The following is a 15,159-nucleotide window of genomic DNA, read 5'->3' on the forward strand; positions in this document are numbered from 1 at the left end:
TTGGCGACGCGATTAATAAACAGATGAGGGCAAACAATTAAGTATCAACCCTAAATCTAAAAAAACTAAAAAAAATACCCACCGCCTGAGTGGGGTGGGTATTTTAAAACAAAATCGGGTTTTAGTTCGCTTTTTTAGTCACAAACATGGCATCGCCATAGCTGAAAAAGCGGTATTTTTGTGCGATCGCGTGTTGATAGGCATTTTTCACCTCATCAAATCCGGCAAACGCACTGATCAGCATGATCAGCGTCGACTCAGGCAGGTGGAAATTGGTCACCATGGCATCGACAACCTGGAACTCATAACCAGGATAGATAAAAATATTGGTATCATTGCTAAAGGGTTCAAGTTCGCCGGCACTGGCCTTAGCGGCACTCTCCAAGGAGCGCACCGAAGTGGTTCCCACAGCAATGACTCGATTACCTGCGGCTTTAGTGGCCTTAATCTTATCCACTACCTCTTGAGACACCTGCGCCCACTCTGAGTGCATCTTATGTTCAAGCACATTATCGACCCGCACCGGCTGGAAAGTCCCAGCGCCCACATGCAGTGTCACAAAAGCGGTATCGACCCCTTTTTCCTTCAGTTTAGCGAGCACTTTGTCATCAAAATGCAAACCGGCCGTCGGCGCCGCCACGGCACCTGGGTTTTGATTATAGACTGTCTGGTAACGCTCCTTATCTGCATCCTCATCGGGTCTGTCGATATAAGGAGGCAGAGGCATGTGCCCCACCTCTTCCAGCACTTCTAAGATAGTCTTATCACTGTTAAGCACCAGTTCAAACAAGGCATCATGGCGAGCCACCATGGTCATCTGATAACCACCATCGAGGCAGATAACGCTATCAACTTTAGGGGATTTAGAACTCCGTACATGGGCGAGAATGCGTTTATCATCGAGCATACGCTCAACCAAGATCTCCAGCTTGCCACCTGTCTGTTTTTGACCAAACAGGCGCGCCGGGATCACGCGGGTATTATTAAACACCATGAGATCACCGGGATTAACCAGCTCGAGAATATCGGTAAATTGCTTATCGGCAAGCTCACCCGTCGAGCCCTCTAAAGTCAACAGACGCGAGGCCGTACGTTCCGCCATGGGATATCGGGCAATCAATTCATCGGGGAGGTCGAAAGAAAAATCGGCAACGCGCATAATCAGTCTCTGCTTAACATAAATCGGCCGCTAGTCTATTGGCAGAGACTGATAAGATCAAGGTGAACCTATTTAACTTGCTTATTCTTTTCCATTGCATGTCGATCACGAGACATATCTATCTTCATGCTATGATTTCGATGTTGCTCAATTGGAATATCAATCTGTACACGTTTGCGTTTAGATTGAGAAGTTTTACTACTATTATAGAGTTGCGACAACCAGTTCCACATCATCCGTGATCCTTAAATCGAGATTAGTCGAGAATTGTGAGGAATGAATCTCACTGTACGCACATCCTTAAGACCACCTTGTATTAACCCATGAAAGAATTAACAAAAATAAAGGTTTCTTAGCGTACTTCGCCATGATACCGTGAAATTAACAATTTGATAAAGACAAATATAGTCCAACTATGAATTTTTTGGCACATCTTCATCTCGCCGATAACAGCAAAACCAGTCTGGGCGCCAATTTGGCTGGCGACTTTGCAAAAGGTAACATCAGCGATCATCCCAAAGCGTTACAGCAAGGGATCTGGCTACATAGACAGATAGATGCCCTGACCGACAGCCATGAACTCACCAAAGAGTTAAAAGCCGCCTTTCCAAAAGAACTCCAGCGAGCCGCGCCTATTCTAATCGATCTGGCTTTCGATCATATGCTGGCCAAGTATTGGGATGAATATCATCACCAACCGCTTGCACAATTTGCCAAGACTGCCTATCAACAGCTGGAAAATACCCCTGCACTGCCGGAAAAACTCAACCTGCTCATCCCAAGGATGCGCGACGAAAACTGGCTTATCGCTTATCAGAGTCGCAGTGGCCTCAATCAAACCATCAGCGCGGTAGCTAAACGGGTATCTAAGCCTGAGATTTTCCAGGGCGCACAGAAGACAGTGGAAAAAATGGATATCGATATCGAAATCGCCTTTCGCACCTTCTACCCACAATTGATGGCCTATTCCAGGATCTGGACGCGCCAGACGCCGACCGAGTACCTCTAAGTCTTAACGAAGGACAAAGAAAACGAGGACGGCACAGTAAATGAGGACCACTAAGTAAGCGTGGTTAAGAAAGTAAGCGTGGATAAGAAAATGAGCGCGCAGCAGCGACTATCTAACATCTTGGGTTGGCTGAATCCCCAAAAGAAACGCTATCGCTATCTGAGAGATCTCTGTCTGTTTGGTCTTATCGCCTTTCTGGTGCTGAGTTATCAGCAAAAAGAGATGATAACCGGTAAGGCGCCCAAGCTGCATGCCTACAGCACCCTGGGCGAACCACTCAGTTTATCGACCTCCCAGCCAACCTTAGTCTATTTCTGGGGCACCTGGTGTCCGGTTTGCCGCCTCACCTCCCCTATGGTGGATACGCTGACGGCCGATTATCAGGTGATCAGCATAGCGGTTGCCTCTGGCAGCGATGATGAGATAAACCAGTTCATGACCGAGCAGGGTTATCGCTACCCCGTTATAAATGACACTGTCGTTAATGACGCTATCACTAATAACCTTAGGGGGAATGATGCCATTGAGCTAAATCAGCTCTGGGGAGCTGAGGTGTTTCCAGCGATCTACATAGTCGATAAGCACGGCGAGATCCGCTTTAAAACCTCAGGCGTCACCAGCAGTATCGGAATGAAGATCAGGCTCTGGTTAGCCAAGTGGTAAATCCATCTTTGTCTTTGTCTGTCTCTTTATCTTTGTCTTAGTCATAGCCCTAGGCTTAATTGCCCAGGCTAAACCCAAATCTCGGCATCAAACCAGTTGATATTTCTCTAAACGATACAAAAATGCCTTGTAACTCAGACCCAAGCATTTCGCAGCCTTAGTACGATTACCATCGAAGCGGTTCATCGCCTGTTCTAGGCAATCTTTCTCAAAACTTTCCCACTCTATTCCGTCACTGGGCAACACAAATTGTGAGGTATCTAAGGTCTGAGGCGTAGCATTAAGCTCCTGAACCATCTCCTCTTCATCGCCAAGCAGGACAAAACGCTCGATACGGTTAGCCAGCTCCCGCACATTGCCTGGCCAGGCATGATCCAGCAGCGCCTTCATGGTCTGACTCTGTAACTTGGGCGTCGTGATACCATACTGGCTGGCGTGTAGCTTTAAGAAGTGCTCAACCAGTCTGCCGATATCTTCCCGTCGCTCCCTAAGCGCAGGCATGTGAATAGGCACCACATTGAGCCGGTAGTAGAGATCCTCTCTAAAACGTCCCTCGGCCACTTCGACTTGTAGATCCCTGTGGGTGGCAGCAATCACCCTCACATCCAGTTTTATCTCACCATTTTGGCCTAGCCTAGAGATCACCCCTTCTTGCAGAAAACGCAGCAAGTTAGTCTGTTGCAGCAGCGGTAGCTCGCCTATTTCATCGAGAAAAACGGTGCCACCATTGGCCGCCTCGAGTTTACCTACCTTAAGAGAGTTCGCACCTGTATAAGCCCCTTTTTCGGCGCCAAATAACTCAGCCTCGGCTAAGGACTCAGGAATGGCGCCACAGTTGATGGCGATAAAGGGCTTATGACTACGGTTTGAGAGCTGATAAAGCGCCCGCGCCGCTAGCTCTTTTCCTGTGCCACTCTCGCCGCCGATCAGCACGGTGGCATCTGTGGCGCTCACCCTCTGTACCCGCTGATAGACTTTCTGCATCAGTGCAGAGCCGCCAACCAGCCCCACTAGCTCCTGCTGCTGGGAAAGCTCGGACGACAATCGGCGGTTCTGGCGTTTTAAGGCGATGGACTTAGCCACTTTCTCTATGGCTAACAGCAGGGTCTGGCGTTGATAAGGCTTGGCCAGGTAATCATCGGCGCCAGCCTGCATAGCATCGACCGCATGGGTAATAGTGCCGTAGGCAGTGGCGATAATAAAGCCCATGTCCGTGTGTTCCCGGCGCACATAATTAAGCAGATCCATGCCGGTCAGTTGACCCAGTTTCCAGTCGGAAAACACTAAGTCAGGCGGACTCTGCTTAATCATCACTATCGCCTGTTCAACGCTCTCGGCGCTCTTTACCTGATATTGGCTGGCCGTGAGCATCTGCACGATCAACTGGCGCTGATCCGGTTCATCTTCCACGACCAAAATATGCAACTGGGGCATCTCCATTATTTCACCTCTTCAGGGGCGTTATCTGAATCCTTGCTTTTTGAACTCTGGTTTTTTGAATATATGTTTGCAGAAGCACTAACTTGAGAACTAGGGGATAAAAAATAGAGTGTCACCACAGTACCACCGCCGGGATTATCGGCAAATTGGATGCGACCGCCATAATGGCCCTTGATCAATTGCTCGGCAATATAGATCCCCATACCAGTTCCCTCGGCTTTGGTGGTGATATGGGGTTGACTGAGCTTGTCGCGCACTTCCGGATCTATCCCTTTGCCTGTATCGGCCACCACCAGAGTATAAAAGTCTCCCTGCTGTGACAGAGTGACATCTATCTGACCCGAATCCGGCGTCGCCTCCACCGCATTAATCAGCACGGCGTGAACTATGCTCCTGATCTCCGACTCTGCCCCCATGATGCTTAAACTTGGATCTATGCAATCAAAATTAATCTTCATCTTGCTGCCGTTAATCGACAGCTCCAGCAGAATATCCTGCACAGTCGCGGCAAGAGGCACAGATGCGTCGCGATTCACCTGAGTACTGGACAGTGTCAGCAGTGACTGAATACTCTTATCCATCATGGCGATTTTTTTCTGCATCTGAGCAAGCATCTCAGCGGCTTGCTGGCTTGAGTTTGCCTGTGCAATCGCTTCCGATAATAAACCTAAGGTATGAAGCGGGTTTCGTAGGCTATGGGCAATGCCGCGGGTCACTTCACCAAGCTCGGCTAACTGTTTCTGCTGCGCCATCAGCTTCTTCTGCTCATTTAACGATGCCAGCTGCACACTCATACGATTAAATCCGCTGAGTATACTCTTAAGCTCTTTTACCCCGCGCTCCTCGACCTGATAGCCAAGCTCGCCCTCACCTAACTTCTTATGGCCGCTAGCCAGAGCCGAGAGCGGCGCACTGATCACATGGCTAAGCAGGTAAGCCAAGACTAAAGCTGCGATTGAGCTTAGCAAGATCATCGCAAACATAGACTCACTGAAACGATTTAACTGGGTATTGGCCTGTTGATTAGGCACTGAAATTTCCCGTGTCACCTTAACCACAGGCGCTCCGGGCGATGGCGGAGATTCGATAAGAGCTACATTGCCTTTTTCAAGCCAGCTATTTGCATCGACTTCGATCTGCTTTACCGCCTCATGGAGTCGCTGGCGATACTCATCCGCGGCCTGGCGCTTCGCTTCGGCAATTTTCGCCTTCTGCCTTTGTCTGAGTTCCTGCTCATGCACCATCATCTGATTCAACCGACGGGTTAACTCCTGCTGCTTTTCCCTGAGCTCAGCCCTTAGTTGAATTCGCTTTTGCTGTTGCTGCTCTGCACTACCGCTTTTCGCTTCTGGCAGCTCAAGCAGCACTAACTCCTCGCTGAGCCTTGCTATCTCATCGCTTACGGCCTCAACATCCGCCTCAAACTCACTGCGCATCGATTCGACTTCATGCATTGACTCGACTTCATGTATTGACTGAATAAGTGCTCGTTTCTCCTCTGGCACCACAGGCTTGTCTAGCTTTACCACAAAATTCTGTTCGGGCCCGACATTATCAATCAGCACTTTAACCAGACTCTGTGATAACTCCCGAGAACTTTCGCTCAGCTCGCTCTGTAGCTGTCCCTTAAAATAGTGAGACACAATCAGCTGGCTCACCCCCAGCAGAAGAATAAGCGCACCAAAGAGCACAAACAGATAGCGTTTTATCGACATGAAATCCTCAAGCTAACAAATCATTTTTATCTGGCTATACAAAAAGAGTACCAAGATGAAATGGCGCAGATATTGGGTTTCAAGATAACAGAAAAAATGAAAATTTCCTTATATCAGGAAGTTGATAGCGCAAATCGGGGAATTTAAGCGATAGCCAGCCCGCTTCTTCCCATGCCGATAACGACTAAGCTCGGCATTCAATCTCAACGTACAATTTCAACGTAGAGTCTCGATCAGCGGCCAATACTTCACCTTGAATAGATATTGGTTTGATATCGGTTTGATATTCGCCAGATGTTGGCCCGATATTCGCATTACCCCTTACAGGTTTACGGGAACATACTCCCCACAAGCTCGCAATCAATGCCAAATCTATAATGATTTCAAACTATAAGGAAATGCCATGAAACTTAAACATTTTATCCCCCTGCTGATCAGCATCGCCCTGCTTGCTCCGATAACAGGTGCACTGGCAACGTCTCAGAAGCAGATCGAATTTAAAGATGATCAGACCAAAATCAAACTCACTCAAGAGCAAACCCAAGAGCAAACTCAGAAGAAAGACAAAATTACCAAGGTGATAGTCGATCACCAAGGTAAACAATACAGTTATCAACTGAGCAACGATGAAGTTCAGGATGACAAGCAATTAAAAAGTAAACTCACGGCGCTTCCCGAGGCAACTCAGGAAAAAGTCATTCACCTCATCAAGCAACTCGATGGGCGGGAGTCAAGCCATGTCTACCTGCGCCACAGTGCCATGTCCGAAGCCGATAAACAAAAACTCGCCTCATTAACCAAGAAAATGGCAAAAAAAGAAGCCGAACTGGCTAAGCATGTCGCGAAAATCGAAAAGAAGATCATCATAAAAAGTGCTGAAATGGAGGCTAAAAGAGCCAAAATGGAAGCGAAAGCGGCAGAACTTGAACAGCAGGCGCGAGAGTTTGAGATCATACTCCAAGAAGATGGGATGCAAATGGATGAGCAGATCGAACTGGCCTCATCCGAGATTGCCGCGATAGCTGAGCAGATGGCCGAAATCGAAATCAAGTATGCCGGCGAAGATCTGCACAAAAACGGTTCTCATAGGATAGTGATCCACAAACAGGAGAAGCCAGATATCGACCAGGTGATCAAGCTGATTGAGTCAGACAAATTAAGCGATGCGCAAAAGCAAAAGCTGGAGCAAGCCCTGACTAACAGCAAAGGAAAATCGGCTAAGTAAAAGACTAAATGGGTGCAAACGGACAAGGACGCCTTTTGCCCCCTTTTTCCGCTTCAGCTTATGCCACTTAAACCATTTGTCCCTTGAACCATTTGTCCCTAGCGAGTAACGGCGACAGACGCTAGGCGACGCAAGATACCTGCCCAAGACTCACGCTGTGAGAAACGCGATTAGCCAATAACCGCCGGGCGATAAAATCGACCAGCACATTGAGTATCGCGGTCACCAGCAAGAGGTATAAGGCATTGCTGTAACGGATCTCGCTAAAGGCACTATCGATATAAAAACCCAGGGTCGCTATCCCCAATACCCCGAAGATTGCCGTTTCACGCAAGATAACCTCGAACCGATAAAACAGTAGCGACATGAAATTGGGATAGATACGAGGCAACACCTCATAGGCGAAATGATCATTTCGAGGTCGGTATAAGGGGCTAGGCTTAACCGCAACCTCTTGCCGCGCCACAAGATAGGCGATCAGTGCACCATTGTGCAGAGCCAGGGCCGCAATCGCTGGTAGCATGGAAGGCCCCCAAAGCATCATAAAGATAAAGGCCAACAAGTACTCAGGGGTTGATCGTAAAAAGAGCAGCCCAAGCTGCGCCCCGCGGGTGGTAAGATAGCCAAACCTGTGGCGACTCACACAGAAATAACCCAAGAGCGTCAAAAGGTGAGTAACCCCAAGCGCCGATATCGCCAAAACAAGTGTGGCCCAAATCCCAGGCAAGGCTTGCTCGAGCGATAACGCCTGCCACCAAGAAACAAACTGCTCCAGACCTTGTTCAACACCAAGCTGATAATGCACAACCCCTTTTATGCCCGGCGGCAGCAAGTCAACAGAGAGAAACTGCCAGATGAGCAGTCCATCTACACTGCCGATTGTCGGCAGAGTAAGCAGTGCGGCAAGCAGATAAAATGCAATTAGCTGACGCCGAGCCCAAAAAGCTATTGTACCTATCAGCAGCACTAACAGGAGTAATAAGGCCGCACCTTCGTGGTAGTTACCCTGACGAAATGCGGTCTCAAGATAAAAGCCCAGGGTTGGCATACCGATAAAGCCAAGTACGGCACTGCTTCGTAGCGCACATTCAAAGCGATAACGCACATAGGCCAGCATCAAGGGATACACATGGCCCAGTTTGCCGTAGACATAACGGCTTATTCTATCGACACCAAAGGGAAAACTTTGCAAGGTGGCCCCAGGCGCCTGCTGCAAAATATCGTGAAATACTCGGGCAAAGGTGGCGCCATAGGGCAAACCGATGGCGAGAATGCCCGTAAGCGGCGATAAGCCAAAGAGTTGTAAAAACAGCAATGCCCAGAAAATCTCGTGCACGCCGCGCACCATAGCACAGATAGCTGCGATCCCAGGCGACTGATACAGCATGGCCAGCGGGATCCCGAGCAATAAACCCAGTGCGACCCCAAGCAGTGCAAAACTGACCGTCAGCCACAGGGCATTGAGCAGGGATTCGGTGGCAAAAAAATCGGGCGCCATAAAGCCGGATAACATGCGTGTCAGCTCGCTCCAGGGATCGAGAGAGATGATCTCTATATCGGCAAAGCAGAAACAGATAAAGGTCAGCAGCCAAAGTGTCAGGGTTAATCGCTGCCAGGGACCGAGAAATGAAAATCGACTCAGCATCAGGGGGTCACAGAAACCGTATTTTCATCAAAAAAATCCCCAAGCTGCTGCGCATCCAGAACACGGGCGGGTTTATCCAGTGCGACTTTGCCCTGATGCAGCCCGACAATACGGTCGAAATGCGTGAGGGCCAAATCACAGTCATGGAGCACCATGACTACAGTCTCATGGCGGCTCAGCACTAATTCAACCAAACGACTGGCCATTACAGGGTCCAGCGCCGAGAAAGCTTCATCCCCCAGAAACAGCGGCTGCTGCTGATACAAGGCTCTGGCGATGGCCACACGCTGTCGCTGCCCGCCAGACAAGTCGGACACTTTAGTGTTGAGATCCACATCGAGGAACAGGTTATCGCACAGCTGTTTTATTTCAGTCAGATGGCGCTTAAAGGGCCAGACTAAGTTCGCCAGATTGTAGAGCCAAAAATGGCGCGCCAGAGCTCCCATATAGACGTTATGATAAACACTTAAAGCATCGACAAGCCCTTGAGACTGCGAACACAGCGCCGCGTCTTTACTCAGCTTTTGATAAATATGGGTCAGCAGAGTAGATTTCCCTGCGCCTGAGGCTCCCACTATCGCTAACTTTTCACCTTTGTTGATGGTTAGCGATAGTTTATCTATGACGGTTTTATCCTGATAATTCAGTGATATGGATTCTAGTGCTAACACGTTTTAATCTAACAAGCCTATCGCAGTGGCGACCGACTCAACCGGCTCATAATCTTTGTTGGTCGCCGGCACGAAAGAGTGCCGCGGGAAACTGGCTAACAGATCGGGATCTGTCATATCCAGCAGGGCCTGTTTTACCTTGGCGCTAAAACCTGCACCATAGGTGTCATCCGAGCCCGCTCTTAATGTCCATTGGTAATCGGGATAGACAGGGCTCTCCCAGATCACTTTCACCTTGCTGGTATCAACCTGCCCTTTCACAACCATGTCATCCCACACTTTATAGTTGACGGCACCAATTTGATACGCCCCGGCTTCTACCTGAGCAATAGTACGGCTGTGATCACCCGAGAAACCTACTCGGCTGAAGAGGTCGTCCACCTTGGTCTGAGTGTTTTGCTCAATATAGAACTGAGGCATTAAGCGGCCCGATGTTGAGCCTTTAGAACCAAAGGTAAATGTGTAGCCCTTGATGTCAGGAAAACTGTCAGCGCGAGCCAGTGGCACTGAGGCATTGGCAATCAGATAGCTTTTGAAAAATTGATCTTCATAACCCTGAGCTATGGCATGAGAACCCGGTACCAAACGTCTTGCCTGCACGCCAGATAAACCGCCAAACCAAGCCAGTTGTACCTGATTATTGCGAAACGCAGTTACAGCCGCCGCATAGGATTTGACAGGCATATACTTGACCTCAACCCCTAATTTTTCGGATAGGTAATCGGCAACCTTATCGAAACGCGTCTGTAGTTTTGTCTCATCTTCATCGGGGATCGCCGTGAAAGTGAAGGTTTGCGCAAAGGCCGCTGGCATAATGAAGACGGCCAGAGCTAAAGCGATAGTTTTAATCAATAACATGGTATATATCCCTTAAGGTTAAGTCGGGCAATCTTACCCATTGGCAGGTCAAATTCATAGAGAGCCGAGCATGACCCAGATGAAAAATACTGGCTTATTTCGCTTTTGTTAAGTCAATCTGGATTAGGATCTGAATTAGAGCGAGATGCCATATCTCACTCACATCGCTACAGCGACTAATACTTCTCTAGCACTATCGCCAGCGCTCTCTCTAGCTACCGGCAGCACGGTAGAGCTGCTCTGCACGGTTAAACATCACCCAGGAGGTCGCAATGTATTTATCATTGCTCACAGGCATGTTCCCCCTATGGCTATGGGTAAATCCCGCTGGTGCGATCACCATAGTGCCCTTCTTGGGCTGCACTTTACGTCCCTGGTAGAAAAACTCAGTCTCGCCACCCTCAGCCACATCGTTAAGGTAGTACATATACAACACCACCCGGTGCAGGGCTTCATTATGCCCCAGCTGCGGGAACTGTTCTGAGTGCCAGTGCGGGTAACCGCCTTTATCCTTAATGTATTTCTGAATATTGATAAAACCACTGCGATAGAGATACTGCACCAGAGGCTGTACTCTATGACGACCAAGGCGCTCGAAATTATCTGGCGTTAACGTTTGTGCCTGTCCCTGCTCATCGGCGACATCAACAGAAACCGCCCCCATTAAGGCCATTGAATATTTTTCAAAATAACCACTGATATTTTTTAAAGTATGCCCCAACAGTTCATTTCTCAATGGTGCCAGGTCATTGAACTTATCCATAGTAATATCACGGCTGACTTTTTTACTTAAATCAACACCATTTCCCGTCTGTCCATCATTAACACCTGGATGAAGCTCGAAGGCTTCAATCAATCGGTCGCATAAATCATCGGGAATTGCATTAGGGTAAACTTCGATAAAATCCATTATAAAACTTCCAATAAGTGCGCATTATGCAGTGGTATAAATCCCAGCTATGCTGACACAGAGCTCGCCGCTTTGCAAAACTGCAATGACAGTGTTCCGCAGCCTCCCTAAAGAAAAAACAGCCAAGCAGCCTTTTACACCAAACAGATAACCAGTATCAAAAATAAATATCAGCAAAGCTTAATTTGTTGATATTTTATGCAAATATTGCGTCAACAACTAAAATTAGCTGGTATGGATAATTGCATGCGCGACACTCGGCGAGGCGCCCATGAAAGAACTACCCGATTTCGACACTTTAAGATGGTTAGCTGAACATGATCCAGAGCAGCTGGAAAGACTACAACAAGAGGTCAGCCAGGACGCGATAGAGCAAGCCTCTGAAGCCAACCGACCTCAGTTAACAGCCATGCTGCATAACTTCAACCTGCAGATGTCACGCTGCACCAATCCCTATGCCCGGTGTATTCTGGCAATTAAGCTAATGAATAATAAGTTATTACTGCTTAACCAGGTCGTTACAGAGCCCGAAAACTTGCAAAATAAAAGAGCCAGTTTATTGCCCTTTCGTCGCACTAAATCCCTATAGCCAGCCTTTACGCTTGAAGAAAAAGTAGGTCGAAGCAGCACTGCCCACCATCATCAATATCGCCATGGGGTAGCCTAATTGCCAACTGAGTTCAGGCATATTGGCAAAGTTCATGCCGTAGGCACTGGCGATCACTGTGGGTGGCAGAAAGATAACGGCAGCAACCGAAAAGATCTTAATGATCTTATTTTGCTGCAGCCCACTGAAACCCATGGCGGCATCGAGCAGAAAGTTTAACTTATCGAAAATAAACTGACTGTGTGGCATCAAAGATTCAATATCCGACAACATTTCACGCAGATCTTTGAGATCTTCATCCGTGAGTTGTCCCCGATAATAACGCTGCATGTAACGTAATGAACGTTGGGTATCGAGCAAACTTAAGCGAATTTTACCGTTAGAATCTTCCTGCAGTGTAATGAGTTTAAACACATCATCTAGCTCTTCACTGTCAAACACCTGCTCCCCTACATTCTCTAGGACAGAGTAGACATCTTCAATTAAATCAGAAAGATAGTCGACCTTCAAATTAAACAGTTCAATAAAGAGTGCTTGGGGCGTTTTCACCGCCAATCGACCTAAGCGCAGATAATTACGCAGCAAACGGATCAGGCCCACATCATCTTCGCGCAGAGTAACCAGAAACTGCGAGCGCAGGTTAAAGGAGATGTTTACCCCTTTTACATCCTGCCCCACCCGCTGTGGGAATAAGGAGTTAATATGTAAGCCATCTTTGTTCTGATAAAAACGCGCCGATGCCTCAATCTCGTTGATATCTTCCTCTTCAGGCAACTCCTCGGCAGAATAGCCTCGTAACCACTCACGCTCAGCCTCTTCCGGCTTATAAAGATCTAACCATAAAGTCCCTAGTGGGACCTTATCTTGAATATCGAGTTCAATAATAGAAAGATGATTGCCTTCATAGACATATGCGGTGATCATAAGGCCTCCTGAAAAACACTTCGATGAAAATTCACCACACCAAAGCGCAGGGAAAATATCGCTTTATTCTACTCAATAAGCCAATATTGGCCAGCATAAACCCCGATATGGAATGAGTAAGCATCATAAACCCGATTGATTGCCGATTAATTATACATAACCTAAGAAAAAACACTTATTTAGACGAAGCAGGGGCTATCACAATTCGCTCTTGACTGGATAGACGCACTTTTACGCCCTCGATTGTAGTGATCTCAGTAAGGCCTATATCCCGCTTATGCACACGATAAACCTGGCTGGTCGCATCATTAGGGGACACGATAGTCACATTGACAATTTGTTGACCATCTTGCCAGGACCAATACCAGTACCCCACACTACCTAATAAGGTCACGGTAACCAGACCCATAGTAATATACTTAAACAGCAAACGCTGCCCCTGCTGCGATACCGACTCACTGCGCTGTTTCACTTTAGGTTTTCTGATATAAAACAGAGCGCCGACAATAACTAATAAGGTGATCAATAATTTCGTTAACAAGGTTGGCTCCAAAGTCGCATTTAAAAAAAGTATACCCGCTATCGTACGCAATTACTGTTATAGACCCCTCAGCAGATAAAAAAGAACCGTATTTTTGGATAGATAGATTTGCAAAGCAAAGTGTGAATGCTATAAAAAAGCTACTGCTCAACAAGCTGATAAACCATGAAAAAATTCACACCCTGGCTATTCTTCCTCACAATTACAACAGTCTGCAATGCCTATGGCGAAGTTGTGATTAAGCTCCCCGGCAACACAGAGACCCTGCTGTTAAACGAAAAAGCCATCAGTGGTAAAACACTGACAAATGATAATGGCCCTCAGCAACTGGTGTTTAAGCTGTTAAGCAGCTATCGTGCCCATGGCGTACAAACACGTTACAGCTCTGAAGCCATCATACTTAGCTTCGATGCGGCGGATAATGAATACACGATTAAGCTGCCCCCAATTACCTCCAGTAAAGAAGGCGACGCTTTCAATAAGCAGCCTGATCTAGCATTGCAAGATAACAAGGGAAATGGGATAGATTATAAAATTGATACACTGCGCCAGGAAGGCATTCAGCTTGGGCGCGATTATCAACAGGAGATCCAAGCCTACAACCAAAGCCAAGGCGCCGCCGTTATGACTTTCTCTTTAGCGTCGGTAGACCCACTACCCACGGTGGCAGGCCCACAAAGCCAGACACTGTCCCTAACACAACCCCTGACACAAGCATCGATTCCTACAAACGTCGGCAGCACTCAAGAGGAGGTAGGTAAAATGCTCGATTACTGGTACAGCCAGGCAGATGATAGGACTCGAGAAGCATTTAAAAAACGCATTAGCCTAAAGTGAGCCCGGAGAATCTACCCTACTCTCGTAGTTCGCGTAGCAAACACATGGGGGCGAAGATGCCCTGCTATGAATGCAACGCATTCAAGGGCTTTGTAGCGCAAAGCAGCTAAGCTGCAAGCTGAGGACCTGACCGCCATGAATGGCGGAAATGCAGTTAATGAATGGAGCACTTAACTGCCATCCACTAAGTGGCTGTGGGCTGCATGTGAAGTAGCACTTTCGCGCGACCTACATGGATGTAGGAAGTGCCATAAATTGCCAGGAGCAATTTAGGCGAGCGTATAAAGCAAAGAGCCCTAGCATCTCTTATAAAGAGAATGCTAGGGCTTTTCGTGTATTAGGCGCCTGGAAATGACCTACTCTTTATTATCCCCGAAGGGGGCACATGGAGAGACCCCACACTACCATCGGCGCGATTGCGTTTCACTTCTGGGCGCCAGCGGCGATAGGGAGCGGATGGGAGCAGGTCTGAACTAGTAAAAATCAAGCAAGTATTTCTAAAGTCGTTAAACGAAAAAATCCCCAACACAGTGTGCTGGGGATTATTCGACACTCTTACGAGTTAACTTTTTGTCTTCACTTTTCGAAAAAGTGAAAACCAAAGTGGCGTCTGGAAATGACCTACTCGGTTCGCGTAGCGAACACATGGGGGCGGAGAAGCCCTGCAATGAATGCAACACATTCAAGGGCTTTGTAGCGCGAAGCAGCTGTGCTGCGAGCTGAGGGGCCCACCCACACAGTGGCTGTGGGCTGCATGTGAAGTAGAGGTTCGCGAAGCGTATATACGAAAAAGCCCCAGTAACTCTGCGTAAGAGTTACTGGGGCTTATCGTGTATTAGGCGTCTGGAAATGACCTACTCTCACATGGGGAGACCCCACACTACCATCGGCGCGATTGCGTTTCACTTCTGAGTTCGGGATGGGATCAGGTGGGGCCACAATGCTATGGTTTCCA

At 47.9% G+C, this 15,159-nt stretch carries 14 protein-coding genes and 1 rRNA gene; 5 read left to right on the forward strand and 10 right to left on the reverse strand.

Annotation, left to right across the window (positions count from 1 at the left end):
- Nucleotides 1-121: 121 nt before the first annotated feature.
- Nucleotides 122-1,159 (reverse strand): tRNA preQ1(34) S-adenosylmethionine ribosyltransferase-isomerase QueA, encoded by a 1,038-nt coding sequence (gene queA / locus LZP69_RS05830; RefSeq protein WP_234199245.1) that lies wholly within the window; start codon nt 1,157-1,159, stop codon nt 122-124.
- 415 nt (nt 1,160-1,574) lie between these two features.
- Here queA and LZP69_RS05835 point away from each other — a divergent pair, with 415 nt between their 5' ends.
- Entirely contained in the window at nt 1,575-2,168 is a 594-nt protein-coding gene (locus tag LZP69_RS05835) for an acyl carrier protein phosphodiesterase (RefSeq protein WP_234199246.1), read from the forward strand.
- Between the two features lie 90 nt (nt 2,169-2,258).
- Nucleotides 2,259-2,831, forward strand: coding sequence for a protein disulfide oxidoreductase (locus LZP69_RS05840; protein ID WP_234199247.1), 573 nt, complete (start codon nt 2,259-2,261; stop codon nt 2,829-2,831).
- A gap of 87 nt (nt 2,832-2,918) precedes the next feature.
- Here the strand turns inward: LZP69_RS05840 and LZP69_RS05845 are convergent, their stop codons facing one another.
- Together LZP69_RS05845 and LZP69_RS05850 are read right to left on the reverse strand one after the other, a co-directional pair.
- The gene (locus LZP69_RS05845) at nt 2,919-4,271 is read right to left on the reverse strand and encodes a sigma-54-dependent transcriptional regulator (RefSeq protein ID WP_234199248.1); all 1,353 of its coding nucleotides are present in this window, start codon (nt 4,269-4,271) and stop codon (nt 2,919-2,921) included.
- On the reverse strand, nt 4,271-5,986 hold the full coding sequence (locus LZP69_RS05850) for a sensor histidine kinase (RefSeq protein WP_234199249.1): 1,716 nt from the start codon (nt 5,984-5,986) through the stop codon (nt 4,271-4,273). The genes LZP69_RS05845 and LZP69_RS05850 overlap by 1 nt, the downstream gene beginning before the upstream one ends.
- 403 nt (nt 5,987-6,389) lie before the next feature.
- Here LZP69_RS05850 and LZP69_RS05855 point away from each other — a divergent pair, with 403 nt between their 5' ends.
- Nucleotides 6,390-7,211, forward strand: coding sequence for a hypothetical protein (locus LZP69_RS05855; RefSeq protein ID WP_234199250.1), 822 nt, complete (start codon nt 6,390-6,392; stop codon nt 7,209-7,211).
- Between the two features lie 121 nt (nt 7,212-7,332).
- Here the strand turns inward: LZP69_RS05855 and LZP69_RS05860 are convergent, their stop codons facing one another.
- The 4 genes from LZP69_RS05860 to LZP69_RS05875 all read right to left on the reverse strand — a co-directional run bounded on the left by LZP69_RS05860 (nt 7,333) and on the right by LZP69_RS05875 (nt 11,295).
- Complete coding sequence (locus tag LZP69_RS05860) at nt 7,333-8,856, reverse strand: PhnE/PtxC family ABC transporter permease (RefSeq protein ID WP_234199251.1); 1,524 nt, start codon at nt 8,854-8,856, stop codon at nt 7,333-7,335.
- Nucleotides 8,856-9,527: an ATP-binding cassette domain-containing protein gene (locus LZP69_RS05865; RefSeq protein WP_234199252.1), complete on the reverse strand. Its 672-nt coding sequence runs from the start codon at nt 9,525-9,527 to the stop codon at nt 8,856-8,858. Before LZP69_RS05865 ends, LZP69_RS05860 begins: the two co-directional genes overlap by 1 nt.
- A 3-nt stretch (nt 9,528-9,530) precedes the next feature.
- The gene (locus LZP69_RS05870) at nt 9,531-10,385 is read right to left on the reverse strand and encodes a putative selenate ABC transporter substrate-binding protein (RefSeq protein WP_442800664.1); all 855 of its coding nucleotides are present in this window, start codon (nt 10,383-10,385) and stop codon (nt 9,531-9,533) included.
- Nucleotides 10,386-10,596: 211 nt separating this feature from the next.
- Nucleotides 10,597-11,295, reverse strand: coding sequence for a 2OG-Fe(II) oxygenase (locus LZP69_RS05875; RefSeq protein WP_234199253.1), 699 nt, complete (start codon nt 11,293-11,295; stop codon nt 10,597-10,599).
- 271 nt (nt 11,296-11,566) lie between these two features.
- Between LZP69_RS05875 and LZP69_RS05880 the strand changes: the two genes are divergently transcribed.
- Complete coding sequence (locus LZP69_RS05880) at nt 11,567-11,884, forward strand: DUF3135 domain-containing protein (RefSeq protein ID WP_234199254.1); 318 nt, start codon at nt 11,567-11,569, stop codon at nt 11,882-11,884.
- Here the strand turns inward: LZP69_RS05880 and corA are convergent.
- Nucleotides 11,879-12,826, reverse strand: coding sequence for a magnesium/cobalt transporter CorA (corA, locus tag LZP69_RS05885; protein WP_234199255.1), 948 nt, complete (start codon nt 12,824-12,826; stop codon nt 11,879-11,881). The two genes, LZP69_RS05880 and corA, sit on opposite strands and share 6 nt — an antisense overlap.
- A 175-nt stretch (nt 12,827-13,001) precedes the next feature.
- Complete coding sequence (locus tag LZP69_RS05890; protein ID WP_234199256.1) at nt 13,002-13,367, reverse strand: hypothetical protein; 366 nt, start codon at nt 13,365-13,367, stop codon at nt 13,002-13,004.
- A 165-nt stretch (nt 13,368-13,532) separates the two neighbouring features.
- Between LZP69_RS05890 and LZP69_RS05895 the strand changes: the two genes are divergently transcribed.
- Nucleotides 13,533-14,204: a DUF2057 domain-containing protein gene (locus LZP69_RS05895; protein ID WP_234199257.1), complete on the forward strand. Its 672-nt coding sequence runs from the start codon at nt 13,533-13,535 to the stop codon at nt 14,202-14,204.
- Between the two features lie 841 nt (nt 14,205-15,045).
- Here LZP69_RS05895 and rrf read toward each other — a convergent pair.
- Nucleotides 15,046-15,159: ribosomal RNA gene (gene rrf / locus LZP69_RS05900) — 5S ribosomal RNA — on the reverse strand; the annotation flags it as partial.

The organism is Shewanella sp. AS1 (genome assembly GCF_021412565.1).
GTDB lineage: Bacteria > Pseudomonadota > Gammaproteobacteria > Enterobacterales > Shewanellaceae > Shewanella.